Genomic DNA, 24,902 nt, shown 5'->3' on the forward strand with positions numbered 1-24,902 from the left:
CATTCCCCCACCAGGGGTGGCGGAAAGCCGGATCGACGCTGATCGGAACAACCCCGAAACAATCGGGTTCACCGGCTGTCTCAGGAGTTTCACTAAGCCTGCCGGCAGGTGCAATCAATGTCAATGCCTGGTGTTGTCGAATGCCACTTCTCGATGGACGCAAACGTCTGCGAAACAGCTGTCATTCGACCGTTTCAGGCGAGGCTGAGTCAAATCGGAAATCACGTTTGTCGACGAGTGATGAGCACAAGCTCGTCGAGGAGCCGTTCGGCCCGGCGGGCGTGCAGGAACGCCTCCCGCTCGGCGGACACCGCCCGCGCGTGCTCGGCGGCAGCGGCCACCACCTCGACCGGTTCGCCACGGGCCTGCAGGAGCCGGGCCCGCAGCAGGAGCAGCAACCCCTCCGGGTGGCGCTGCCCGCACGAGTCCAGATAGAAGTCGGCCTCATCGAGGGCGGTCGCGGCCGCATCCAGGGCCCCACCGGCGATCAGCATCTCACCGAGGAGACCGTGCCAGGCGGCGACGTCCGAACGCGGAGGGTCGAGCAGGTGCATGGCGATGATCTGCCGGGCCCGCTCCGCGTTGCCGATCGGGTCCTGGCCGGTCACCGCCAGCGCCCAGCAGCGGGCCAGCCGTTGGTAGGTGCCGAGGAAGACGAAGGAGAAACCGGGATCGACCGCGATGCCCCGCCCGGACGCGCGCAGTGCCAGCACCGGATCGCCGGCGATCACCGAGATGCGGGTGGCGGCGCACGCCCACACCGTGACCATGTACGGGTCCTCGCCGGCCAGGTCCTCGATCTCGTCGAGCAGGGCCCGCCCGTCCGCCACGTCACCGTGCAACGTGGCGACCTCGGCCAGCATCGCGGCCATCAACAACTGGAGGTCGTGCCGGACGGGGTCCTCCTCCCGTCGCGGGATGTCGAAGATCATCGGCCGGGAACGGTCGAGGTAGCGGATGGCCTCGCCGATCTGGCCGTAGTCCCACTGTTGCAGGCCCCAGGCGTGCAGGCCGCACGCGAGCACCCACGGGTCGCCGGAGGCCTCCCCCCGTTTGAGCAGCCGGCGGGCCAGCGGGGCACTGCGATCGAGCTCGATGGCCTGGACCAGGGCGACCCACCGGGAGTACAGGAAGCTGGCCGCCTCCCGCTGCAGGCCCAGGCCGCGAGCCAGGTGCTCGGCCCGTTCCAGCAGGTCGGTGACCGAGAAGCCGTACATCGATCGCATGCCGAGCACCGCGGTGAGCTGGGCCAGGGCGGACAGCTCCAGCTCCGCGAGACCGGCGCCGCGCGCCACCTGCACCGCCGACCGTAGGCTCCGCTCGGCGACGTCGAGCGCCGACTTGCCGGCCGCGTGCCGGCCCGCCTGGATCAGCGCCCGGGCCGTCGGGGCCGGCGCGGCGAGCGGGCCGGCGGACCACAGGTGGTGGGCGAGGCGTTCGGCCACCGTCTCGGCATCCGACCCGACCTGCCGCAACGCGTCCGCGATCCGCAGATGCAGCTGGCCGACATGTGCCGGTCGCGTCGTCGCGGCCACCGCCTCGCGTACCAGATCGTGCGTGAACCGCAGCGCGATCGGGTCGTGCGGCCTGGTCTCCAGCATGCCGAGTGCCTCCACCGGTTCCAGCCGTTCCAGGCAGCTGTCGAGGTCGAGACCGGCCGCGCGGGCGAGCAGTCCCAGGTCGACGTCCCGGCCGATCAACGCGGCGATCCGGAGCAGGTCCCGGGCGTCGTCGTCCAGCCCGGCCATCCGGTCGATGACCACGTCCCGCACGGTGGCCGGCACCCCGTCCCGCCCCCGCGGCCGATCGGTGAGCAGCCGGGACAGTTCACGGACGAAGAACGGGTTCCCGGCGGTACGGGTGAGGATGCCGCGGGTCGCGTCGGGGGTGGGAGCCGTACCGGTCTCGCGGCGGATGAGCTCGGCCACCTCGGCTTCGTCCAGGTTGCCCAGGCGGATCCGCTGGTGGCCGGGCACCCGACTGACCGCGGCGAGCATCCGGGACAGCTCGGAGCCGGGCGCCGGGGCCCGGTCGCGCAGTGCCCCGATCACCGTGGTGCGCTGCGGCAGCCGGGCCGTCAGATGGCTGATCAGCCGCAGTGACGCGCTGTCGCCCCACTGCAGGTCGTCGAGCGCGAGCACCACCGGCCGACCCGCCGAGGCCGCTGCGACGATCGCGACGACCTGTTCGAAGAGCCGGAACTGGAAGCCGTTGTCGGGCAGCACCGGCGCCGCGAGGACGTCCCGGCGCGGCTCCAGGAGGCTGCCCAGCTCCCGGCCGACCGGCTTCTCCCGAACCTCGGCGGGCAGCCCGTCGAGGACGGCGCGGATGGCCTGCACCCACAGCCACATCGAGGGGCTGCCGCCGTCGTCGAGGCAGTGCCCCCAGACGACGAGGGCACCACGTTGCTCCGCCTCGACGGTGGCCTCGCGGAGCAACCGGGTCTTGCCGATGCCGGGCTCGCCCTGGACGAGCACGAGGGCGGTGCCGCCGGCGAAGGCAACCGCGGTCGCCTGACGGAGGGTCGCGAGTTCGCCGGTCCGGCCGACCAGGCCGCCGCCGGCGAGGGGTTGCGGTACCGGCGGCACGGGCGGTGCCGGCGGTGTCCCGGCCCGCTCGAGCGCGCGACGGTGCGCGGTCCGCAGGGCCGGCCCGGGGTCGACCCCCAGGTGCTCGGCGAGGTCGGCGCGGACGGCCCGGAACACCGTCAGCGCCTGGGCCTGCTGGCCGGCGGCGGAGAGCGCGGTGACCAACTGCGCCTGCACCGGTTCGTGCAGGGGTGCCATCGTGGCCGCCAGGCGCAGGGCCGGCAGGACACGTTGCGGCTGGCCCAACGGGACGGCCAGCTCGGCCGCGGCGACCCCGGCATCGAGGAACTCCCCGTCCAGGGCGGCGAAGAGCGCGACGGCAGCCGGAGCGGGCGCGTACCCGTCCCCGGCCGGACCGCGCCAGAGCGCCAGCGCCCGGACGTACGCGTCGAGGGCGGCCTGGTGCCGACCCTTGGTGAGGTGGGTCCTGGCCGCCGCGACCTGCTCCCGGAAGGTCGACAGATCGAGCATCCCCGCCGAGGTGGTCATCCGATAACCGGTGCCGTGCCGATGCAGGTAGGAGCCCTCCGCGCGGGGCGCCAGCGTGGGTTCCAGGACCCGGCGCAGCGCACCGACGTACTTGTGGATGACGTTGACCGCGGTGGTCGGGGCGTCGTCGCCCCAGACCAGGTCGATCAACTCGGTGGTGCTGACCGGCTGACCCGCGCGGGCCAGCAGCAGGCCGAGCAGGTACGCCTGCTGGCGGGGGCCGGGGGACACCTCGACGCCGTTCCGCCAGGCCCGCAGCGGACCGAGAATCTGTAGGCGAAGCGCGCCTGTCGAACGCGTACGGTGCGCACATCCGACGTCCGAGCCAGAGATCAACTCAGCCACACCACGGTACCCCCGGCCGTTCGTGACATCTACGTCCTTCAGCCTACGCCGGAGGCCGGGAACCGGCCGCAGCGTTCGGCCCGGGTCGTGCCGGCCGAGGTGCGGCCCGCGTTCACTGGCTGTCAACTTCGCGGGTGGGCCGACGGTCCCGGGCTCCCGGCATCCGGGCCGGACGGGCCGCCGGGCGCTGTTCAGTGGTAGTCAACTGACCGGTGCCACCATGACCGAGCCCACGGGAAGAGGTCCCGTGCGGGTGGGGACGAAGGGGTGGCCGCCACATGAGAAACGCCAGGAAGCTGTTGAGGAAGATCGCCGCGCCGTTGCTGGCACTGGCGGTGGGCGCGGGGCTCTCCGTCGTCGCGGCGACGCCCGCCTCGGCCTCCACCATCAAGGACGGCTGGATCCAGATCTGCCCCTGGGGCAACTACCGCGTCCACCTCGAGTACACCCTCGGCGGGCCCAACGACCCGTGGCAGGTGCTCAGCCCGACCCTCAACCCCGGGGCCGACTGTTGGTGGGGCCCGATGCCGGCCGGCAACCAGTACGCGTGGATCCACGTCGTCGGCCACTTCAACACCAGCAGCAACACGTTCCTGGTGGGCCGTCGGAACAGCTACGACTACGAGACCATGTACAACGGCAGGACCGGGATCGGATTCGCCGCCCAGGGCACGACCGAGGACGGCGGCCGGAAGTCCTGGTACACCCTGCACTGACATCCTGGCGACGACTGGTGCCGAGGCCGCTCGATCGGCCTCGGCACCAGTCGTCGTTGCGGGGTCCGGTCACCCGCCGGACGCGCCGCCCCTCACCAGCGCCAACCGTCGCGGCCGGTGTCCGGCACGGACTCCACACTCAGGTGCGCCTGCAGCCCGTGCCCGGTCAGGTAGGTCTGCACGACCTGCCCCTGCAGCACCGTGTTGTTGTAGATGTTCATCGAACCGGTGCCCTGGTGGACACACCAGATCTGGCCCTGGCTGTGCGGGTCGTAGGCGTCCAACACCACGTGGGCGCCGGGCTCGGGCAGCCCACCGTCCGGTGTGGACGTCAGGTACTCGTCGCCGTAGAGCAGGTAGAAGCACCGGTCGGAGCCGCGCTGCCCGGCCAACACCGGCTGCCACTCCTTGCTGGTGGCGGTGGCGGGCAGCAGCTGCACCGGTCGGCCCTCCACACCGTCCGGGCCGGCGACCCCCAGCTCGGCCTCCGAGCCGGCGGGCGCCGGGACGGGCAGGATGTCCCGCCGTAGTTCGAGGTCGGTCGAGGAGGAGAGGAACCACCGCTGGTACGGCGAGTCGGTCGCGTCCCGGGCCGCCAGCAGGAAGTCGCCGGGCAAGGCCGTGAGCGCCTGGCCGGTCACATAGTTGAGCAGGGTGTACGTGCCGTCACCGTGGTTCACCGGCCGCCACAGCTGGGTCAGCGACGGTGACCAGCCCAGCGCCGCGCGGGCGTCCGGGGCGGCGTCGGCCAGGCCCAGGTAACGGTCGTCGGCCGAGTTGCCCTCCCGCACCCGTTGCAGGCGCAGGTGACCGGGGACCTCGTTGTCCCAGTCCAGCCGCCACTGCTGGGCCCGCGACGGGTCGTACGGGGTGTCCACGACCAGCGGCCCGCCGCCCGGCTCGGCGTCGGCCACGGAGGTGGTGGCGGCGTTGCGCAGCAACGCCTGGCCGGGCCTGGTGGGCGTGGCCAGCGGCGGCACCTGCGCGGCGGCACGCAACTCGAAGCCGTAGGTCACCGGATAGTGGTCGGAGTTGGTGATCGTGATCTCCGTGTGGGCCCGGAAGAGCGTCGGCGCGCCGTTGCCGAAGTCGGTGACCGCGTAGTCCAGCGTGCGTACCGGGCCCAGAGTCGGGTGGGTGTTGCCGTCCGGGGCCATCACGGCGAACTGTTGGGCCGGCAGCGCGGCACGCAGGTTTGCCGGCTCGCGGTTGAAGTCGCCGAGCACGACCCACTCGTACGGGCCGTTCGGACCGGGATTGTTCAGGATCCACGTGCGGATTCTCGCCAACGTGGTCGGCGCGTCGCTGCCGGGGGCGTTGCCGGACCGGGCGTGCACGGTGAAGAAGAACGTCTCGCCGATGCGTACGCCGAGCGCCGGCCGGGCGTTGGCGCCACCGTCCACCACGACCCACTGGTCGGCCCGCTGCTGGGTTGCGATCGCCAGGTTGACGCGGTTCGGGCCATTGGTCGAGGTGTCCGTGTTCAACCAGTACAGGTGATGGGTGGGTTCATCGAGCAGGGCTCCCAGGTAGTACTCGTAGACCGGCGGGAAGACGCCGTTGTTCAGGTACACCTGCTGGCTGTAATGCCCGCGCTCGTGCGCGCTGCCGGCCGGCGGCGACCCGGCCTCCTGGAGCGCCACCGCCAGCGTCCCCTGGGCCAGCATCCCCATCACGGTCGGGTATTTGTTCTCGTAGATCCCCTCCGCGCCGGAACCCGCGCCCTGCATGTTCCAGGTGGCGACGTTCTGCCGGTTGCCGTCGCGCGGTTCGAGCTGGCCGACGTCGCGCAGGAACAGCGACGGCCACCGCTGGCCGGTCCGCACCGCCACACCCTGGCCGGCGTAGTCCGCGGTCTCCCGGCCGGACCAGTCCTTGATCGGCGCACCGCCCTGACCCAGCGGCGCGAACGCGCGCGGATCGGCCTGGTCGGAGCCGAACTGGTAGATCGCCTCCGCGTCGCCGCCCTCGCCCGAATACGGCTCGTAGGGCAGGTAGGGCCCGCCGGCGACGGACTGTTTGATCATCGTGTTGCGGTGGAAGACGTTCTGCGGGCCGGACGCGCCGGACCACTTGATGGCCTTGGCCGCCGCCGCCCACCAGATCGGGAACCAGGTGCCGTCCTCCAACTCGCCGCCCTCACCGCCGCAGTTGGCGGTGCAACTGCCGGAGCGGTGCTCGTACGGGATTCGGACCGTGTTGCCCTCGAACAGGTTGTACCGCTCCCAACCGCCGTGCAGGTTGAGGTCGGAGTCGAGGTCGTTGCCGAACGCCACGTTGCCGCTGGCCGACCACTGGAAGGTGAAGTGCCGCAGGTTCCGGCTGGTGTTGTACGCCCACAGCGAGTCCCAGACCCGGCTGCCGCGCAGGTACCCGTTGCCGCCCTTGCCCTTGTTCCACGCCCCGTCGAACGTGTTGTGTTCGATCTGCAGGTTACGGGCCACCTCGGTGACGATCGGATGCGAACCGGTCATCGAGCCGGCCAGCCCCCGAGCCCAGCTGTTCGCCGCCCACTTGAAGGCGATGCCGTGCATGGCGTACTCGGGGGCCAGGTTGCCGTAGTTGTGCACCGCGTCGACCGGGCTCGGCTGGTAGACCCCGCCGAGCAGCTTCGGCAGGCCGGACATCTCCTGGGAGAAGGCGAAGTTCTCGAAGCCGACCCCCTCCACCGCCCGCAGCGGCGTTATCTTGCTGACGTAGACGTTGCCGGCGATCGGCGCGGACCCGTCCGAGGTGGAGTCGACCGGCACGTCGTACTCCAGCGGGCGGTCCAGGGTGACCGTCTTCGCGGTCTTGTTCACCGCGGTCGCCCGGAACATCTGCTGGCGCATGTGCAGGTTCTCGCGGGTGCCCGGATCGTCCGGGGAGAGCCCCTGCTGCTCGTAGAAGCGCAGGCTGTTGGCGACGCCGACCCAGACGTAACCGCCGGCACGGAAGCCGTCCATCTTGGCCTTGGCGTCCAGCCGGATCACGTGCTGCCCGGCGCGGGCCGAGAATCCCGGATCGGTGCCGGCCGCGGCCAGCTTCTGGCCGGAGGCCCAGTGCTGGTTGACGGAGCCCTCGAACAGGTCCTTGCGGTTGGCGGGGGCCGCGGACCACTCGTCGAGGTACCGCTCGGCGACCTCCCGGGTCTGCACCTTGAACAGCGCCCGACCGGGCCAGATCCAACCACCGGTGCCGGTGTCCGGCGCCGCACCGAAGGTCATGGTGTCCTGGTTCCACCGGCTGCCGTCGGCGGTCAGCGTGTCGTACCGGGTGTTGACGTCCGGCCGGAAGACGACCCGGGTGCCGCCGCTGCCGGCGCCCTGGCCCCGCAGCACCAGGAAGTTCGCGTCGACGTAGATCTGCCGGGAGATGTCGATCCGCCCGGCCGGCAACGCGATCAGCGACAGCCGGCGGGCGTTGCCCGACGGCGAACAGTCGGCCTTGATCCGGTCGATGGCCGACTGCAGGCCCACGCTGTCGTCCACCGCGTCGTCGGCGCGGACCCCGAACTCGCTGGCCAACCGGGCCGGGGTGACGGTGCAGGCGCCACCGGCCAGGTCGCCGTCGGAGGGCAGCTCCTGGCCGCCGAGGTAGCCGACCCGGGACCAGTCGGGCATCCCGGCGACGGGGCCGACCCGGTTGCCGGCGGTCAGGTCGGCGTCGCCGGCGACGCCCGCCGGCAGCGACGCCGTCTCGGCCGACGCGGAAGGCGCCGCCCCGGCCGGTGCCGGCGGAGGAACTGCGACGGCCGGTACGAGTAGTAGTAATCCCAGCGCTGCGCGGATGGCGCGGACCATGGAACCTCTCTCCGCTTCGGTGTGTAGGTGCCGGCTGCCGGCGGTCCCGTCGATCCGGTACGACCTCGCCGAGGGCACGCCTGGGAGGCTAGGTCGACCCAGTTGACAACCACTGACTTCCGGCCTCCCGACCCACGCCACCGGTTCACTCGTGCCGTCCGGTTCGGCGGGGCAACTGGATGTCCGGGGGCGGCGGAGCCGGCGGCCGACACCTACAGTCGGGCCATGCCCGAACCAGCGACGGGGCCGGCGCGCACTCCCGTGCGCGCGGTCTACCCCGGCAGCTTCGATCCGTTCACCCCCGGGCACCTGCACGTGGTGGACCGGGCTCGCGAACTCTTCGACGAGGTGGTCGTGCTGGTCGCGGTCAACGGCGGCAAGCAACCCGGCACCGACGCGCAGCAGCGGGCCGCCGCCGTCCGGGCCGTGCTGCCGGCCGGGTGGACCTCGGTCACCGTGGCGGCCTGGCACGGGTTGACCGCCGACTACTGCCGTGCGCACGAGGTGGCGGTGATCGTCCGCGGCGTCCGTAACCCCACCGACCTGGAGGCCGAGTACCGGCTGGCCGCGATGAACCAGTCGCTGGGGGTCCGCACGGTGCTGCTGCCCGCCCGGCCCGAACTGGTCGCGGTCTCCTCGACCGCGGTACGCCTGCGGGACACCTGAGGACGTACCCCTGGCCGTCCCGGGTGGACAACTTTGGATGGATGGGGTCAGATGGCGGGAACGAAGAGCCCGGTGACGACGTACCGGGGAAGGGGGCGACGGTGGCGCGACGCAGGGCGTTGGTGGTCCGCGGCGGGTGGGCGGGGCACCAGCCGGTCAAGGCGACGGAGCTGTTCATCCCGTTCCTCGAAGCCCACGACTACGCGGTACGCGTCGAGGAGTCCACGGAGGTCTACGCCGACGCCGCCGCGATGGCCGACACCGATCTCGTCGTGCAGTGCGTGACGATGTCGCAGATCACCGCCGAACAGGTGGCGGGGCTGAGCGCCGCGGTCGTCGCCGGGACGGGTCTCACCGGCTGGCACGGCGGCATCGTGGACTCGTTCCGCGCCTCGGCGGAGTACCTGCACCTGGTGGGCGGCCAGTTCGCGACCCACCCGGGCAAGGAGCCGTGCGAGCGTCGCGGTGGGGAGGAGGACAACTTCCTGCCGCACCGGGTGCACGTCACCGACCTGGGACGCGACCATCCGATCACGGCGGGGATCGGGGACCTGGACCTGGTCACCGAGCAGTACTGGGTGCTGCACGACGACCTGATCGACGTGCTGGCCACCACCAGCCACCCCACCGCGTCCTGGCAGCCGTGGCACCGGCCGGTCACCTCGCCGGCGATCTGGACCCGCCGGTGGGGTGCCGGGCGGGTAGTGGTGACCACCCCCGGCCACAGCCTCGACGTGCTGGAGCACCCGGGTGTGCGTACCGTCATCGAGAGGGGGATGGTGTGGGCGACCCGCACCTCGTCGGCGTCGTAGGCCTCGGGGTCATCTCCCGGGCGTACCTGGACACGCTCGTCGGTCACCCCGCGGTGCGCGTCGTGGCGGTGGCCGACCTGGACGCCACCCGGTCGGCGGCGACCGCCGCCGCCGTTCCCGGCGCCGAGGCGTCGACCGTCGAGGAGCTGCTCGACCGCCCCGACGTGGAGACCGTGCTCAACCTCACCACGCCCGCCGCACACGCCGGGATCTCCCTCGCCGCGATCGACGCGGGCAAGAACGTGTACGTCGAGAAGCCGCTCGCCGCCGCGTTCCCGGACGGCCGTGCGGTGATCGAGCGGGCCGCGTCGGCCGGCGTCCGGGTCGGGTGCGCGCCGGACACCGTGCTGGGCACCGGTACGCAGACGGCCCGCGCGGCGATCGACGACGGGCTCATCGGGCGTCCGCTCTCCGCCTCGGCGGTCATGGTCACCGCCGGGCACGAGCGGTGGCATCCCGACCCCGACTTCTACTACGCCCCGGGCGGCGGCCCGCTGCTGGACATGGGGCCGTACTACATCTCCGCACTCGTCCACCTGCTCGGGCCGGTCCGGGCGGTCAACGGAGCCGCCAGCCGGCTGCGCGGCGAGCGCGTGATCGGCTCGGGCCCGCGCCTCGGTCACCGGATCCCGGTGCAGGTGGACACCCACGTGACCGGGGTGCTGGAACACGTCGACGGTGCCCTCTCCACCCTCACGACCAGCTTCGACGGCGTCGCGACCACGGCCGCGCCGATCGAGGTGCACGGGGTGGACGGGTCGCTGGCCGTACCCGACCCGAACCACTTCGACGGCGCGGTCCGGCTGTTCACCCTCGGCGGCACCGGCTGGCACGTTCTCGAACCCCGGGCCGGCTACGTCGAGGCGTCAAGGGGCATCGGCCTGCTCGACGCCGTCACCGCCGACGGTCGGCGTCCGCCCCGGGCCGGCGGCGACGTCGGTCTGCACGTGCTCGACACGATGACCACGCTGCTGCGGGCGGCGGCCGAAGGACGACGGATCGAGCTGACCACGACGGCGGACCGGCCCCCGCCGGTCCCGCTCACCCCGGCCGAGCAGTGGCGGGCGTCGCGCGCCCATCGCACCCGGGCACGCTGACCACGGAGAATGTGATGAACAGGGACGACAGTCGGTGGCTGCGCAACTACCGCCCCGGTCCGCCCCGGACGGCTCAGCTGGTCTGCTTCCCACACGCGAGCGGATCGGCCAGTTTCTTCCTGCCGATGTCCCGTGCCCTCAGCGACGACCTCCAAGTGCTCGCGGTCCAGTACCCCGGTCGGGCGGACCGCCGTGGCGAACCGACGGTACCCACCATCGGGGCGCTCGCCGACGCGGTGGCCGAGGAACTGGCCGGGCGGCTGGCACGGCCCACCGCGCTCTTCGGCCACAGCATGGGAGGACTTGTCGCCTTCGAGGTTGCCCGACGGCTGGAGGCACAGGGCCACCGCCTGCTTCGGCTGTTCGTCTCGGGGTGTCGCGCGCCGTCGCGTCGTCGCCCACGTGCCGTCGAGCTGCGTGACGAGGCAGACGTGCTCGCCGAGCTGGAACGGCTGGGCGGCACGGATCCGCGACTGCTGGACGACCGCCAGGCGCTGCGCGCCGTTCTGCCCACCATGCGCAACGACTACCGGGCCATCGACGCCTACCGTCTCGCGCCCGACGCCGTGCCGTTGCGCACCCCGATCCACGCCCACGTCGGAGACAGCGACCCGGAGGTCCTGCCGGAGGAGGCCGAGGCGTGGCGGGGGCACACCACCGGCCCCTTCGACCTGCGCACGTACCCGGGCGGCCACTTCTACCTCAGCTCACCCGGCTGTGACCTGGCGTCGGTGCTGCGCGCGGAGCTGTCCACCGGTCAGCGTGCGTGACCCGCCCCGGGCGCCGGGGTCACCTGGACCTCAAGCCTGCGGAACCGGCGCACCACCGTGCGGTTCTGCCGCTGCGGCGGGCTGACCGAGGCCAACGCGTCGACCCTGCGGGCGAGGTGAGCGAAGGCGGTCTCGGCGGTGACCAGGGCCAGTTCGGCTCCGGCGCAGCGGTGTGTCCCCAGGCCGAACGACAGGACGTCCCGGGGATCCGCGCCGGGCCCGACGAACCTGTCGGCGAGGAAGTCGTCCGGATTCGCGAATCGCCGGGCGTCCCGGCCGATCGCGCCCAGACACACGAGGATCAGGCTGCCCCGGGCGATGGGTAGTCCACCCAGTTCGGTGTCGGTGGCCGCGACCCTGGCGCCGTACTGGATCGGCGGATCGTGGCGAAGGGTCTCCAGCACGAACGACCTCAACAGGACGTCGTCGGCACGCAACCGGCCGAGCAGGTCATTGTCCCGGGCGAGCTGGAACAGCCCGCTGCCGAGCAGCGAACCCGTGGTCACGGTTCCCGCGCTGAGCACGAAGATCAGGTTGCTGACGACGTCCTGCTCGTCCAGGGAGTCCTCCGCGGCCAGCAGTCCGGCCAGGCTGGCGTCGTCGGCCGAGCGGCCCGAGCAGGTCTTCCGGACGTAGGAGACCAGCTGGACGGCCGCGTCGTCGGCGGACGCAAGCCGCCGGTCCGGCGGATGCATCTCGTTGCGCTCCAGGAACATGTCGAGCCACGCCATCACCTGGTCGACGTCGTCCTGCGGGAGGCCGAGCAGCTCGACCATCACGGAGTTCGGGACGGTGGTGAACGACCGGGTCGCGTCGACGGGGCCGTCCCCGGCGACCAGCGCGGCGACCTGCGCGGCGACGTGCCGTTCGATCATCGGACGCAGCAGCCGCACCCGTCTGGGATTGACGAACCGGGACACCAGGCGACGTGCCGGTTGGTTGTCCGGCGGGTTGCGGAACAGCAGGCTGTGGTACAGCAGGGTGGTCGACGGATGGTTCCGCCAGCCCGGCCAGGAGCGGTCGGCGTAGCCAGGATCGGGCACCGGGAACAGCTGGGTGTCCAGCAGAACGTCGGAACCCTCCTGGAACCCCAGGACTATCACGCGGTCGCCGCCGACGGGCAGGACGGGCGTCTGCTCCACCAGGTCGCGGTAGAGCGGATAGGGGTTCGCCCGTCCCTCCGGGCTGAACAGTCGCAGCAGCGCGTCCCGGGGGCCGCTCGCGGACGGGGTCACCGCACCGGCTCCCGTCCGCTGACCACGCCGCCCTCCATCGTGAGGAGCGCCTCACCACTTCCCGACCTGAGGGCGACACCGTCCGCGGTGCCGTCGCGGTGGTCGACGCGCAGCTGGACATCGTGCCCGGTCTGAGCCAACGCGAGGTCGTTTTCCGTGGTGTGCAGCGTCAGTTCCCGGATCACGTGCGGTGTCGCGTACCGGCCGGGGGTGCCGGTCAGACAGGCCGTCTGCAACAGGGCGTCGACAAGCAGCCACGGGATCCGGTGCCGGGCGAAGAACTCGTCGTCGCCGGTGGCGAGGGGGGGCTCCCACCTCGCCGAGGTGAGCCGTGGCTCGAGGCGTACGTCCCGGAGCTGGTCGAAGATCCCGGACATCGCCATCGTGGCAGCGGCCCGTCTTGTGCTCACCGGCCGTAGGCGGGAGAGCTGATCGGAGGGGTCGGCGGCACCGATCGGGACCACGACCTCGAAGTGCGGGACCCGCCGGTCGTGGCCAGCGCCGGGAACCCGCGAGTGGATACCGGCCCGCAGCACGCCGCGGTCGACTCCCCCCGGGTGGTACGAGGCGGTGAACACGTACCTGACCACCTGCGGGTCCACCGCGATGGGTGCCTGGAAGCGGATGTCGCGGAAGGTGCGCACCGCCGCCGACCCGGTCAGGTGGGTGGCGGCCTCCGCCGCGAGTTCCAGGGCCAGGGCTCCGGGAACGAGTGCCCGTGCCTGGCGGACGTGCCCGTACAGGTGTGGGTACCGGTCCAGGTCGAGTTCCCAGACGAGGTCCTGGCCGTCCATCGACGACGGTTCACCGAGGTAGGGGCTGCGGGGCACGGCGTCCACCAGCGCGGGGAACCGGGTACGCAGCATCGCCAGTTCCGCCTCGCCCAACGGTGTGGAAACGGGTGGCCGGTGCGGTCGGTGGGCCTCCACTTCGGCGTTGAAGAGGCGTTGGCCCTCGGCGTCGCCGATCAGGCCGAGTTGTCCCGCCGTGGCGGTGTACTCGGTGAAGCCGGTCCGGGGCCCGAGCCCCGACTCGCCCCACAGGCTCCAGCAGATGGCGAACTCGGCGGTTCCGGAGTATGCGCTCTGGTAGCGCGCCGCGGAGTTCAGGAAGTCGTTCGCCGGGCCGTAGTCACTCTCCCCGGCCAGGCCGAAGGCTCCGGCGACGGAGCTGAAGTTGCACCACAGACTGGGTTCGAGGGCGCCGAACGCTGCCTGGAGATGGTGGTAACCGGCCACTTTCGTGTCCCGTACCCGTCGGAAGGTGGCCAGGTCCTTGGCCGCCAACCGGCGTGCGCCGCTGATGCCCGCGCCGTTGATGACCAGGTCGAGGCGGGGGGTCGTGTGGCGGATCGTCTCCGCCGCGCGACGGACGGCGGTCGCGTCGGTGACGTCACAACCCAGATAGCGGACCCGGGCGGCGCCGAAGCGCTGCCGCAGGACGGCGAGCTGCGACAGGGACTCCCGGGACCTGCGACACCGGTCGTAGTAGGCGCGCACCTGGGCCAGGTGGACCTCGGGATCGGCCGCCCGGCGTCGGCGCACGTACTCGGCGCTGCTGCTGTCACCGATCTCGCGTGCCTGCGCCACCATCGTCTCCGGATCGGTGCTGCCGAGCAGCCACAGCGCCGATGGTGCGGTGCGCAGGCCTTCGAGACATCGGGCGGTGATGCCGCGGGACCCGCCCACCGCGAGCACGACCGGTCCCTCGCCCGTCGACCCGGGAGCAACGTCCGCGTCGACGCTGATGGTGCGGACGGGCAACAGCCGCTCCTCCAGGCGCGTGCCGGACGTCGATCGCCCTCGGTAGTAGGCCACGGGTAGGCCACGCACGCAGCCGGACTCACGACGCAGCTGCCGCAGTGCCGTCGACAGGGTGGCCGCGTCCGTCACCACGGCGTACGCCCGAGTGTGCGGTAGCTCCCAGGCGATGGCCTTCACCAGGCCGGTGATCAGCGCCGCGTGTGGGTGCGGGATACCGCCCCGCAGGGGATCCAGGACGACAGCGGCCACCGAGGAGTCCGGCAGGTCGGCGTGGGCCATCCGTCTGGCGGCCAGGAAGGCCGCTTCCTGCAGGGCGAGCAACCGTGGCTCGGGTGCCGCCGGCCAGCCGGCCGCGTGCAGCGAGGTGATGACGCGCAGGTGACCGGGGACGCCGTCGGAGACGGTGACGAGCCGGACGAGCGCCTGCTCGTTCCAGCCGGCCGCCTCGGGTGGTACGACCACGGTGGTGACAACCGGTTCTGCCTGCTGGGACAGCTGCCGGGCGACAGCCGCGTCATCGGTGAGTACCAGCGAGTCCGCGGGCAGCGGGTCGCACTCCGCCGACCCCGGCACCGCCGGACGGGCAACGATCTGGAGCGAGTACGACCGGTTCATCGCGGGCCTCCCGGGACAGGTCGCCTCATGACGGGGGGAGCACGGTGACGGTCGGACCGGCCGGGCCGGAGAAACGTCGGGGCAGAGTGCCGTCGGAGACGGACCGCAGCACACCGACGAACGCGTCGGCGGCGAGATAACTCGGCTGCTCCCTCGCGTCGGCCGCCTGGGGATCCGCGCGCAGGTCGGTCCGCACCCGGGCGAGCACCTGCCAGCCCCGCGCCCGGGCCGTCTCGGGACGCGCGAGCGCGACCGCGTACGCGCCCTCGGCGACCTCCTGCGGGCCGAGCCCGAGCGACTGCGCGTTCAGCTCCACCGGGCCGGCGTTCCACGCCAGCACCAGGGCGAGGTCGATGTCGCCCCGGCGCAGGTAGCAGCCCGCCGCGTGCAGGGCCGCCAACCCGGAGGACGGACCAGAATCCATCATCATGGTGGGCCCGTGCAGGTCCCGACGGTTCGCCACCCAGCCGAGCGCCGTGGACGACATCCGCCCGACCAGGCTGTAGGGACCGATCGCCGCGGTACCGGATCGATGTTTCCGCAGGTAGTCGGCTGCGGCGCGGGCCTGCGCGCCGTCCAGCGACCGGGCCAGCCCGCCGCCCAGGCACCGGAGCGTGGAGTCGACTGCGGACTGGGTGAGACCGTAGTGCGCGCCGAAGACGCCGGTGCGTTCGCCCAGGCCGTCCCAGAGCAGGCCCCGGTCGGTGTCGGCGGCCCCGAGCCGGTCGACCAGCTCCACCACCAGCAGTTGGCTCGGGTCCAGCTGGGCGGCCACCTTCGGCGGGATCATCGTCGTGGCGAACGGCGGGATCGGGTAGGGACGCTCCAGGCGCAGCGCCTCGGCGGGTGCCTCTCCCGTGGACAGCCGCGTGGCGATCGCCTCGTCGTCCGGCCGTCCCGGCAGCAGGGCGCTCCAGCGGACGAGCACCAGCTCGTCACCGAGCGACGGTGCCGACGACCGTACCGGGTGCTCCCGTGCGTCGGGGGCGGTCAACAGCTGGTATCCGTTGATGCCCCCCAGTCCGCAGGCGAAGACCCCCACGTACGGCGGCTGCCCGTCCGTCGCCGAGCTGTCCAGCTCCACCGGCGTCGAGGGGACCCGCACCGGCAGCGAGCGGGCGTAGTCGGGCAGCGCCGTGTGGTGGGGCTGACGAGGGATCGTCGACCGGTGCAGGCCAAGTGCCGCCTGGACGAGGGAGACCGCTCCGCACGCCATTCCGGTGTGGCCGAGCGTGGGCTTGTTGCCGGTCACCCACGGCGTGCCACCGGCGTGCGCCGTGGCGATGGAGCGCAGCTCGGTGGCGTCACCGGCGAGGGTGGCAGTGCCGTGTCCCACCACCCACGCCACCTGACCGCCGGGCACGTCGTTGACCTCCCGCGCCCGGCTCATCGCCCGAACCTGGCCCTCCTGGCTGGGCGCGAAGATCGCCTTACTCTTGCCGTCGGAGGCGGCACCGAAGCCGGCGAGCACCGCCAGGATCGTGTCCTGGTCGCGGCGGGCGTCGCTCAGGCGTTTGAGGGTGACGAGTGCGGCGCCCTCCGAGAAGAGGGTGCCGTCGGCCGCCGAGTCGAAGGCGCGTACCTCGTCGGACGGCGAGAGCGTGCCCATCTCCGAGAAGTAGACCTGCCGGAGCGGTCCGTGTGAGCTCACCCCGCCGCAGAAGGCGACGTCCACCGCGCCGTCGAGCAGGTGTCTGACCCCGAGGTCCACCGCGTACAGCGAGGATGGACAGATGTTGTCGACGACCAGTATGGGGGTGTCCGGCGGCAGGAGGCCGTCGATCGCCCGCCGGGCCTGGGCGTACGGGAGCAGCTCACCATGGGCCACGCCGGCACAGGGGTCGGCCCGCGCCAGTCGGCGTCTGATCCGTTCGCTGACCCGGGCGTCGTCCGGATCCACCGACAGGTGTCTCGCCGTGCCGGCGGCGAGCAGGTCCGCGGTGAGCGCCAAATCGATCTCGTAGCTGGTGTCCGTGGACGCGGCTACGAAGAGTCCGGGTCGTGTCGGCTGCCTGGACGTGCCGGCCAGGCACTGCCGTAGGGCGTGCCGCAGCCAACCAGCCTGCAGGTCTCCGGCCGTCTCCCCGGAGTCCGCACCCACCGCACCGAAGCGGAGGTCGTACGCCTGACCGGTCTCGGCCTCGGCCTCGGCGGTCAACGCCTCGTGCCCCCGGAACCGGTCCGGTGTCGCCAGCCGGAAGGGGCCGTCCTGGGCTCGTTGCCAGAGCTCCTCGACCGTATCGCAACCGGGGACCACCACGCCTGCCCCCACCAGGCAGACCTGCTCGGCGGGCACCGCTCAGCCCTTTGTTGTGGAGCCGAGGTGCTGCAGCAGGTCGGCCACCGAACGGACGGTGAGCGTCGCCGGCGACTCGGCCCCTGCGGTGTCCACCGCCCACATCTCACCGGCGCGTGCGAGCACGATCCGGTGCTGGAGGGAGTCCAGACCCAGCTCCGCTTCCAGGTCCACGTCTGGCGTGACCACGTCTTCGGGAAGTTCCAGCACAGTGGCGTACATCTTCTGGAGGTTCTGCAGGACGGCGTCGTTCTCGGGCAGCATGGCTACTCCTCACGGTACTGCTGGATGGTGGCTTCGGTCGGACGTGTCCGGAACGGCGTGACGACGCGGGCGTCGTTGCCCACGATTTCGGCGACGAACCGGGACAGGCCGTCCCGGAGGCCGCATTCCACGAACCGGTCCACCCCGGCCTCCCGCAGGTCACGCACGGCCTGTGGGAAGTTCAGCGGACGGACCAACTGCGCCCCGACCACCGTGAGCAGATCGTCGTCCGGGGTGATCCGTCGCCCCAGGATCGTCGAGTGCACGGGTGTGCGTGGCACCCCCGGCTGGATGCCGTGTATCGCTTCCCGGTAGTGCCGCAGGGCGGCAGCGAGCAGGGGATGATGCTGCGGGTACGGGCCGGTGCGCAGCCTCGTCGCCACGATGCCTCGCAAGTCGGCGGTCCGCAGCAGTCGCTGCACCTGCGCGGCGGGCCCGGAGAGAATCACCTGGGTCGGGCTGTTCGCCGCGGCGACGACGACATCGGCTTCCTGCTGGGCAAGCTCCTCCGCCGCGTCGGGGGAGAGCATGAACGCCGCGGTCGCCGCGGTCGGTTCCGCGTGGGCCTGGAGAGCGCGAGCCCGCTCACCCAGCAGGCGTGCCCCGTCCTCGACAGTGAATCCCCCCGCCGCGACCAGGGAGGTGATCTCCCCAAGGCTGTGCCCGACCAGGACGTCGGCCCGGAGTCCGAGTTCGTCCTGGATGATTCGCCAGCAACAGAGCTGGAGGTGGTAGGTGCGCAGCTCCGTCGACGGGTCCCAGGTGTCCGGAGCCGGATCGGAGAGCACGGACGGCCAGCCCTGCGCGACACTGACGGCATCGATTCGTTCGGCGAAGTCCGCCGCTATGCGTCGGCCCGGTGAATAGTGCGCGAAGGGAGTCGAGAAATAGGATCCGGCACCGGGAAACATAAAGGCGGTAACCATGGATCTGCGGCTCCAATCCGACCGGAGTCGCGGCTGCCTGTCTGCCGCACAGGAAATCGGCTGCGGAGGGTGACAAAAGTGGACTACGGCTTGGCTGTGTCAGGGGCGCGACGTTTGCCCAAGGTATCCCAAGGTTACAGCCTCGGCAAGGTGCTATTTCCACAGTTCTGTTAGGAACCTAATCAGTCATCGACTCATTGGGCACGGTTCGACACCCGGCGCTTACTGTCAGTCGCCATGGTCGATAGTGGCCGCTTGGGGTGAGGAGCCGCAATTACTCCCTTGTGGTCGGTCGGTGGCGTCGGGCAGATGTTCTGCTTCGCCGGAATGCTGATCGGCCACGCCGGCGGCCAACCGTGGTCGATCCCGCCCGGCACCCCTTGCGGAGCACCCGCCCGCCGGGGCCGGGACGGTTCTGCGGCCCATCAGGGGTCAGCTGCTGGTATGTCGGTGGCCGGGCTCGGCACCCGGCGCGGTTATCCTGACGGAATGCGACCGCTCAGGTACTCCATAAACGTCACGCTGGACGGGTGCTGCGACCACCGCGGGCCAGTGCCGGACGAGGAGCTGCACCGGCACCATGCCGAGAACCTCAGTCGGGCCGACGCGCTGCTGCTGGGTCGGGTGACCTACCAGATGATGGAGTCGGCGTGGCGGCTGCCGATGGCCCCGGGGGTGATGCCCGACTGGACCGAACCCTTTGCCCGGACGATCGACGCGGCCAAGAAGTACGTCGTGTCGAGCACCCTGGACCGGGTCGACTGGAACGCCGAACTCGTGCGCGGGGATCTGGAAACGGCCGTGCGGCGGCTCAAGGAGGAGCCGGGTGACGGGCTGTTCGTGGGCGGTGTGCAGCTCCCGCAGGCGCTGGCGGAGCTGGGCCTGATCGACGAGTACGAGTTCGTGGTGCACCCGCGGCTGGCCGGCCACGGGCCGACGCTGTTCGCGGGGCTGTCGACGCCCGTCGACCTGAAGCTCGTGGGTCGCAAGGAGTTCGACTCGGGTGCGGTGGCGATGCGGTACCAGTCGAAGGGCTGACCGTCGGGTCCGGGCGGTCGGTCGGGTGGTGGGCCGAGGCTTGCATCGATAGTTGTCGGTCAATAGATTGATGGTGGGCGCCGCCGGGGTCCGGGTGACCGGGCCGTCGGCGGCTGGCAGGTCACCCCGGGCCGGGGCACGTCGGTGACACGTACCGACCAGTCGTTGTGGCGCACCGCCGCGCCGCACCCCGGGCGGGTCGTCGCGCCGCTTCGGCCAGGACGCGCGCCGCCGCAGCCCCACCCGACCGATCGCAGAAGGACCCTCCCATGACGATGCTTCGTGCTCGCCCCACCCCGCTGCTGGCGGTGGTTGTCGCCCTGACCGCCACCGTGTCCGCCACCGGCGCGGCCCTGCTCACCAGTCCCGCCGCGGCCGCGGCGGGCTGCCGGGTCGACTACACGCCCAACCAGTGGCCCGGCGGGTTCACCGCCGCCGTCCGGGTGTCTCCCGGCACCACCGCCGTGTCCAGTTGGACCGTCACCTGGACCTACGCCGGGGACGAGCGCGTCACGAACGGCTGGAACGCCACCGTCAGCCAGACCGGTGCCACGGTGACCGCCCGCAGCCTGTCCTACAACGGCAGCATTCCGGCTGGCGGCTCCACCGAGTTCGGCGTGCAGGGCACCTTCGGTGCCAGCGGCGGCGCGCCGACCGGGTTCAGCGTGAACGGCGTGGCGTGCGACGGCACCGGCCCCACCCCGACCACCCCACCACCGGTCACGACCCCGCCGACCACGCCACCCCCGTCGACTACCGCCCCGCCCACCACGCCGCCGCCGACGACCCCGCCACCCACCACGCCTCCACCCACGACGCCTCCGCCGGCCGGGTGTGCCGGTGCGGTGCTCTGTGACGGCTTCGAGAACCAGGCCGGTGCGACGCCGTCGGGCGACTGGGCCGTGGTGAGCCCGGACTGCTCCGGCACCGGCACGGCCACCATCGACCCGACCACCGCGCACAGCGGCAGCCGGTCGGTGCGGATCAACGGCACGGCCGGGTACTGCAACCACGTGTTCGTCAGGTCCACCAGGAACCTCAGCGGCCTGGGTAGTGTCCGGTACGGCCGGATCTGGGTACGCCACACCACCGCCCAGCCCACCGAGCACACCACGATGGTGGCGATGGCCGACGCCGCCGACGGCAACCGGGACCTGCGGCTGGGTGGCCAGAACGGTGCCCTGCAGTGGAACCGTGCCTCCGACGACGCGACCCTGCCCGAGCAGAGTCCGGCCGGGGTGGCGCAGAGCCTGCCGCTGCCCACCAACCGGTGGGTCTGTGTGGAGTTCATGGTCGACGGCTCGGCCGGTCAGCTGCGTACCTGGGTGGACGGCACCGCCGTCGCCGGGCTGGCCGCGGACGGCACGCCGACGCACGACATCGACGGTCAGTGGTACAACCGGACCTGGCGACCGCAGCTCACCGACCTGAAGCTGGGCTGGGAGAGCTACGGCGGCGGGGCCGACACCCTCTGGTACGACGACGTGGCGCTCGGCTCCACCCGGATCGGCTGCTGAGCCGTCCCGCCCCCGGGCCGCCCTGGGCGTGAGCCGCGCCCGACACCCGTGCGGTTCGGCGGCTCCTCGCATATGCTGCCCGTGTCTAATCGATGCAAGTGAATGTGTGGTCGGGTGGTGCCGGTGCTCGTCGCCGGCGCGGCCCCACCGCCGATCGGAGCCCGCGATGGTCCTGCGCCCCGCTGCCGCCGCGCTGGCCAGCCTCTGCCTGGCCCTACCCGCCGCCGTCCCGGCCGATGCCGCCGTCGCAGCACCCCGAGCGGTCGGTGCCGACGCGTACGTCCCGGCCGCCGACCTCCCACCCGGTGCCCCGCCCGGGGTCTGTGAGCCCGGCACCGGGTACGGGCCGCCGTTGCCGACGTCGGCGATGTCGGCCACCCGGATCCGCGGCGGGTTCTCCTTCCTCGAAGGGCCGGTCTGGCTGGCCGACCGGGGTCAGCTGCTCTTCTCCGACATGGGCGCGGCCACCGGGCCGGAGAACGTCCAGCCCTCGACGATCCGCCGGTTCACCCCGCCGTCGACCTTCGACACGTTCCTCGCCGGTGCGGGCAGCAACGGGCTCGCGCTCAGCCCCGACGCGCAGAGCCTGGTCGCCGCCACGCACGACCGGCGCAGCGTCTCGTCGTACCGGATCGCCGACCTGACCCGCGGCGTGGTCGCCGCCACCTACCAGGGCCGGGCGTTCAACTCGCCGAACGACGTGGCGGTGCGCGCCGACGGCGTCGTCTACTTCACCGACCCCACCTTCCAGCGTGGCGCGCGCGGCGACCAGATGAACGGGCGGACCGGGGTCTTCCGCGTCTCCGGCGGCCAGGTGGCGCTGGTCGACGACACCCTGCGCCAGCCCAACGGCATTGCGCTCTCCCCGGACGGCAGCACGCTCTACGTGGGCGCCTACGGCGAGAACCGGATCTACCGGTACGCCGTGCGACCCGACGGCAGCACCGGTGACCGCAGCGTGTTCGTCACCTACGTCGGCGGCCCGGACGGCGCCACCGTCGACTGCGCCGGGAACGTGTACTGGGCCTCGGGCACCGACGGACTGGTCCACGTCTACGCGCCGACGGGCAACCAGCTCGGCACGGTCCGCTCCGGCTCGACGGGCACCACCAACGTGGCGTTCGGCGGGGCCGACCGGCGGACCCTCTACGTCACCTCGGGGCCGCGCAACGACTCCGGGCTGTACCAGGTACGCCTCGACGTGCCCGGCTACCCGTACTGACCAGCAGGCCCGACCCGAAGGGACGTCCCGCGTGCCCACCAACCCCCGTCACCGTGGTTCCCTGGCCACCCTCGCCCTGTTGACCGGTGTCTGCACCGTGCTGGCCAGCGCGCCCACCGCAGCGGCCGGCCCCGCGGCCACCGCCGGCGTCCCCGGCGCCTCGGTCACCGGCGGCGTCCCCGGCGCCTCGGTCACCGGCGGCGTCCCCGGCGCCTCGGCCGCCGACACGCGGCCGCCCACCCCACCGACCAACCTGCGCAGCACCCGGCTCACCTGCCAGTCCGTCACGCTTGCCTGGTCGGCGTCCCGGGACGACGTCGGCGTCACGGCCTACGACATCTACCACGACGGTCAGCTGGTCACCTCGGTCGCCGGCGGCACGCTGACCGCCACCCTCACCGTCGCGCAGGGCGTCACCTGGGGCTGGTACGTCAACGCCCGGGACGCCGCCGGCAACGTGTCGCAGGCCAGCGCCACGCTCACCGTGACGCCGCCGTTCTGCCAGTCCGACACCCAGCGGCCCAGCACGCCCACCAACCTCGCCGCCACCGCCAACGGCACCGACGTCCGGCTGACCTGGTCGGCGTCCACCGACAACGTGGCGGTCACCCGGTACGACATCCTGCGCGACGGCCGTACGGTCGGCTCGGTCACCGGCACCGCCGGCAGCCCGCCGGTGACCTCGTTCACCGACACCGGGCTGACCGTCGACACCACCTTCCGCTACACCGTCACCGCCCGCGACGCGCAGGGCAACGCCTCGCCGGCCAGCGCCGCGGTCAGCGTACGCACCGGGTCGGCCTGCACCAGCGCGGTCTGCGTCACGACGGTGGTCACCACCGAGCGGGACCTGCCGTGGGGTCTGGTGCAACTGCCCGACGGCACCGTCCTGTACGGGCGACGCGACCTGTTCGACATCGTGGCCATGCGGCCCGACGGCACCGGCAAGACCAGCGTCGGCACGGTGCCCGGCGTCGCCGGCACCAACGGCGAGGGCGGCGTCCTCGGGCTGGCCGTGGCACCGACCTTCAACACCGACCGGTGGCTGTACGTCTACCACACCACCAGCACCGACAACCGGATCGTGCGGATGAGGTACACCGACACCCTGCAGACCTCCAGCGCGCAGGTGCTGGTCAGCGGCATCCCGCGCAACAAGTACCACAACGGTGGGCGGCTGCGCTTCGGCCCGGACGGGATGCTCTACGCCGCCACCGGTGACGGGCAGACCCCGGACCGCGCCCAGGACGTCACCGACCTCGCCGGCAAGGTGTTGCGGATCCGCCCCGACGGCGGCGTACCGGCCGACAACCCGTTCGGCAACCCGGTGTGGAGCTACGGCCACCGCAACCCGCAGGGGCTGGCCTTCGACTCCCGGGGCCGGCTCTTCGCCCAGGAGTTCGGCAACAACGCCATGGACGAGACCAACATCATCGTCCGGGGCGGCAACTACGGGTGGCCGGCCTGCGAGGGCACGGTGGGCGACTGCGCCAACCCGAACTTCACCGCCCCGGTACGCACGTACCCGGTCGCCGACGCCTCGTGCAGCGGCATCGCCATCGTCCGTGACGCGCTCTACCTCGCCTGCCTGCGGGGCAACCGGATGTACCGGTTCCAGATCAGCGGCGACATGCTCACCGGTGGGCAGCAGTTTTTCGTCGGCACGTACAGCCGGCTGCGTACCGTCGAGCCGACCCTCGACGGGAACCTGTGGTTGACCACCAGCACCGGCGGCGACAAGGACAGCGTGCCGAACAACAGCAACGAGCGCATCCTCAAGGTGACCCTCGGCTGAGCCTGCGGCACCGGCTCAGGTGTTGTCGAGCACGAAGGCCCGGATGAGTTCGGCGCACTCGGTCGGGTGGGTCTCCAGCAGCAGGTGTCCGCCGTCGTAGAGGTGGGCGTCCAGGCGTTCGAGGGCGCGGTGGTAGGCGAGGACCTCGGCGATGTCGAAGTAGGCGTCGTGCCGTCCCCACAGCAGGAGTGCCGGTGGTTGGTGGCGCCGGTGGTAGGCGGCGATCTCGTCGAACCGGGCGACGTGGCTGGCGTAGTCGGTGAAGAGCGCGAACTGCGCCTCGACGTTGCCGGGGCGGCTCATCCGCGCCCAGTCGAGGTGCCACGACTCGGGCGCCTGCAGCGCGCGCAGGCGTGCCGGCAGCCCGGCGAGGTACTGGTCCCGGGTGCCGGCGAAGGTCAACCAGTCAGGCAGTCTGGCGCGGGTGGCGTCGGTCGGGTCGGCCCAGTACGCGCGGGCGCTGTCCCACTGCGGGCCGAGACCCGCCGGGTGCGCGTTGCCGTTCTGGACGACCAGGCCCCGCACCCGGGCCGGGGCGCGGGTGGCCAGGTGGTACCCCACCGGTGCGCCGAAGTCGTGCAGGTAGACGAAGAAGCGTTCGACCCCGAGCTGGCCGAGCACACTCTCGATCGTCCGGGCGAGGTTGGCGAAGGTGTAGTCGTAGTCCTCGACGGTGGGCGATGACGACATCCCGAAACCGGGCAGGTCGGGTGCGACCACGTGGGCGACCTCGGCGAGCGCCGGCATGATCTGGCGGAAGGTGTGCGAGGAACTCGGGAAGCCGTGCAGCAGCAGCACCGTCGGCTGGTCGGGGTGCCCGGCCTCCCGGACGAACACCGCCAGGCCGTCGACGGTCACCTGTCGGTGGCGGACCTTCTGGACGGTCTGCATCGTCTCCTCCCTCCCGGGCCCGGCGGCCCGCTCATCGCACCTGTCAACCCATCCTCCTAGGACGGCGTACGGGAG

The 24,902-nt window shown here is 72.0% G+C and carries 17 protein-coding genes; 9 read left to right on the top strand and 8 right to left on the bottom strand.

Annotation, left to right across the window (positions count from 1 at the left end):
- Window positions 1-221 precede the first annotated feature (221 nt).
- The gene (locus tag GA0070617_RS13560; RefSeq protein ID WP_229688492.1) at window positions 222-3,308 is read right to left on the bottom strand and encodes a BTAD domain-containing putative transcriptional regulator; all 3,087 of its coding nucleotides are present in this window, start codon (window positions 3,306-3,308) and stop codon (window positions 222-224) included.
- 392 nt (window positions 3,309-3,700) lie between these two features.
- On the opposite strand from GA0070617_RS13560, the gene GA0070617_RS13565 reads away from it, so the two are divergent.
- On the top strand, window positions 3,701-4,138 hold the full coding sequence (locus GA0070617_RS13565; RefSeq protein WP_091437170.1) for a hypothetical protein: 438 nt from the start codon (window positions 3,701-3,703) through the stop codon (window positions 4,136-4,138).
- Window positions 4,139-4,230: 92 nt separating this feature from the next.
- Here the strand turns inward: GA0070617_RS13565 and GA0070617_RS13570 are convergent, their stop codons facing one another.
- A complete protein-coding gene (locus GA0070617_RS13570) occupies window positions 4,231-7,998 on the bottom strand; it encodes an exonuclease/endonuclease/phosphatase family protein (RefSeq protein WP_139135647.1) in 3,768 nt (1,255 codons plus the stop codon).
- Window positions 7,999-8,145: 147 nt separating this feature from the next.
- Between GA0070617_RS13570 and coaD the strand changes: the two genes are divergently transcribed.
- From coaD to GA0070617_RS13590, 4 genes are all read left to right on the top strand, one after another.
- Complete coding sequence (coaD, locus tag GA0070617_RS13575; protein ID WP_091437174.1) at window positions 8,146-8,586, top strand: pantetheine-phosphate adenylyltransferase; 441 nt, start codon at window positions 8,146-8,148, stop codon at window positions 8,584-8,586.
- Between the two features lie 101 nt (window positions 8,587-8,687).
- The gene (locus GA0070617_RS13580; RefSeq protein WP_091437176.1) at window positions 8,688-9,398 is read left to right on the top strand and encodes a ThuA domain-containing protein; all 711 of its coding nucleotides are present in this window, start codon (window positions 8,688-8,690) and stop codon (window positions 9,396-9,398) included.
- Window positions 9,368-10,495 carry a Gfo/Idh/MocA family protein gene (locus tag GA0070617_RS13585; RefSeq protein WP_091437181.1) on the top strand — a complete coding sequence of 376 codons (1,128 nt, stop codon included), beginning with the start codon at window positions 9,368-9,370 and terminating at the stop codon, window positions 10,493-10,495. The genes GA0070617_RS13580 and GA0070617_RS13585 overlap by 31 nt, the downstream gene beginning before the upstream one ends.
- A 14-nt stretch (window positions 10,496-10,509) precedes the next feature.
- Window positions 10,510-11,265 carry a thioesterase II family protein gene (locus GA0070617_RS13590; RefSeq protein ID WP_091437183.1) on the top strand — a complete coding sequence of 252 codons (756 nt, stop codon included), beginning with the start codon at window positions 10,510-10,512 and terminating at the stop codon, window positions 11,263-11,265.
- On the opposite strand, the gene GA0070617_RS13595 is transcribed toward GA0070617_RS13590, so the two are convergent.
- The 5 genes from GA0070617_RS13595 to GA0070617_RS13615 are packed head-to-tail and all read right to left on the bottom strand — an operon-like array spanning window position 11,253 to window position 18,226.
- Window positions 11,253-12,500, bottom strand: a complete 1,248-nt coding sequence (locus GA0070617_RS13595; protein ID WP_091437186.1) for a cytochrome P450 — start codon at window positions 12,498-12,500, stop codon at window positions 11,253-11,255. The two genes, GA0070617_RS13590 and GA0070617_RS13595, sit on opposite strands and share 13 nt — an antisense overlap.
- Complete coding sequence (locus GA0070617_RS13600; protein ID WP_091437189.1) at window positions 12,497-14,878, bottom strand: SDR family NAD(P)-dependent oxidoreductase; 2,382 nt, start codon at window positions 14,876-14,878, stop codon at window positions 12,497-12,499. The genes GA0070617_RS13595 and GA0070617_RS13600 overlap by 4 nt, the downstream gene beginning before the upstream one ends.
- 25 nt (window positions 14,879-14,903) lie before the next feature.
- A complete protein-coding gene (locus GA0070617_RS13605; RefSeq protein ID WP_091437191.1) occupies window positions 14,904-17,174 on the bottom strand; it encodes a beta-ketoacyl synthase N-terminal-like domain-containing protein in 2,271 nt (756 codons plus the stop codon).
- A 3-nt stretch (window positions 17,175-17,177) separates the two neighbouring features.
- Window positions 17,178-17,438 carry an acyl carrier protein gene (locus GA0070617_RS13610; RefSeq protein WP_091437193.1) on the bottom strand — a complete coding sequence of 87 codons (261 nt, stop codon included), beginning with the start codon at window positions 17,436-17,438 and terminating at the stop codon, window positions 17,178-17,180.
- A 2-nt stretch (window positions 17,439-17,440) separates the two neighbouring features.
- Window positions 17,441-18,226 (bottom strand): ACP S-malonyltransferase, encoded by a 786-nt coding sequence (locus GA0070617_RS13615; protein ID WP_175440520.1) that lies wholly within the window; start codon window positions 18,224-18,226, stop codon window positions 17,441-17,443.
- A 627-nt stretch (window positions 18,227-18,853) separates the two neighbouring features.
- On the opposite strand from GA0070617_RS13615, the gene GA0070617_RS13620 reads away from it, so the two are divergent.
- The 4 genes from GA0070617_RS13620 (at window position 18,854) to GA0070617_RS13635 (ending at window position 23,936) form a co-directional block, all read left to right on the top strand.
- Complete coding sequence (locus GA0070617_RS13620) at window positions 18,854-19,402, top strand: dihydrofolate reductase family protein (RefSeq protein WP_091437197.1); 549 nt, start codon at window positions 18,854-18,856, stop codon at window positions 19,400-19,402.
- A gap of 269 nt (window positions 19,403-19,671) precedes the next feature.
- Window positions 19,672-20,919, top strand: coding sequence for a cellulose-binding domain-containing protein (locus GA0070617_RS13625; protein WP_091437199.1), 1,248 nt, complete (start codon window positions 19,672-19,674; stop codon window positions 20,917-20,919).
- Window positions 20,920-21,085: 166 nt separating this feature from the next.
- Window positions 21,086-22,141, top strand: coding sequence for an SMP-30/gluconolactonase/LRE family protein (locus tag GA0070617_RS13630; RefSeq protein WP_091437201.1), 1,056 nt, complete (start codon window positions 21,086-21,088; stop codon window positions 22,139-22,141).
- 31 nt (window positions 22,142-22,172) lie between these two features.
- Window positions 22,173-23,936, top strand: a complete 1,764-nt coding sequence (locus GA0070617_RS13635; RefSeq protein WP_229688493.1) for a PQQ-dependent sugar dehydrogenase — start codon at window positions 22,173-22,175, stop codon at window positions 23,934-23,936.
- Between the two features lie 15 nt (window positions 23,937-23,951).
- Here the strand turns inward: GA0070617_RS13635 and GA0070617_RS13640 are convergent, their stop codons facing one another.
- Window positions 23,952-24,827: an alpha/beta fold hydrolase gene (locus tag GA0070617_RS13640; protein WP_091437204.1), complete on the bottom strand. Its 876-nt coding sequence runs from the start codon at window positions 24,825-24,827 to the stop codon at window positions 23,952-23,954.
- Between the last annotated feature and the right edge of the window lie 75 nt (window positions 24,828-24,902).

The sequence above is a fragment of the Micromonospora yangpuensis genome (assembly GCF_900091615.1).
Taxonomy (GTDB): domain Bacteria; phylum Actinomycetota; class Actinomycetes; order Mycobacteriales; family Micromonosporaceae; genus Micromonospora; species Micromonospora yangpuensis.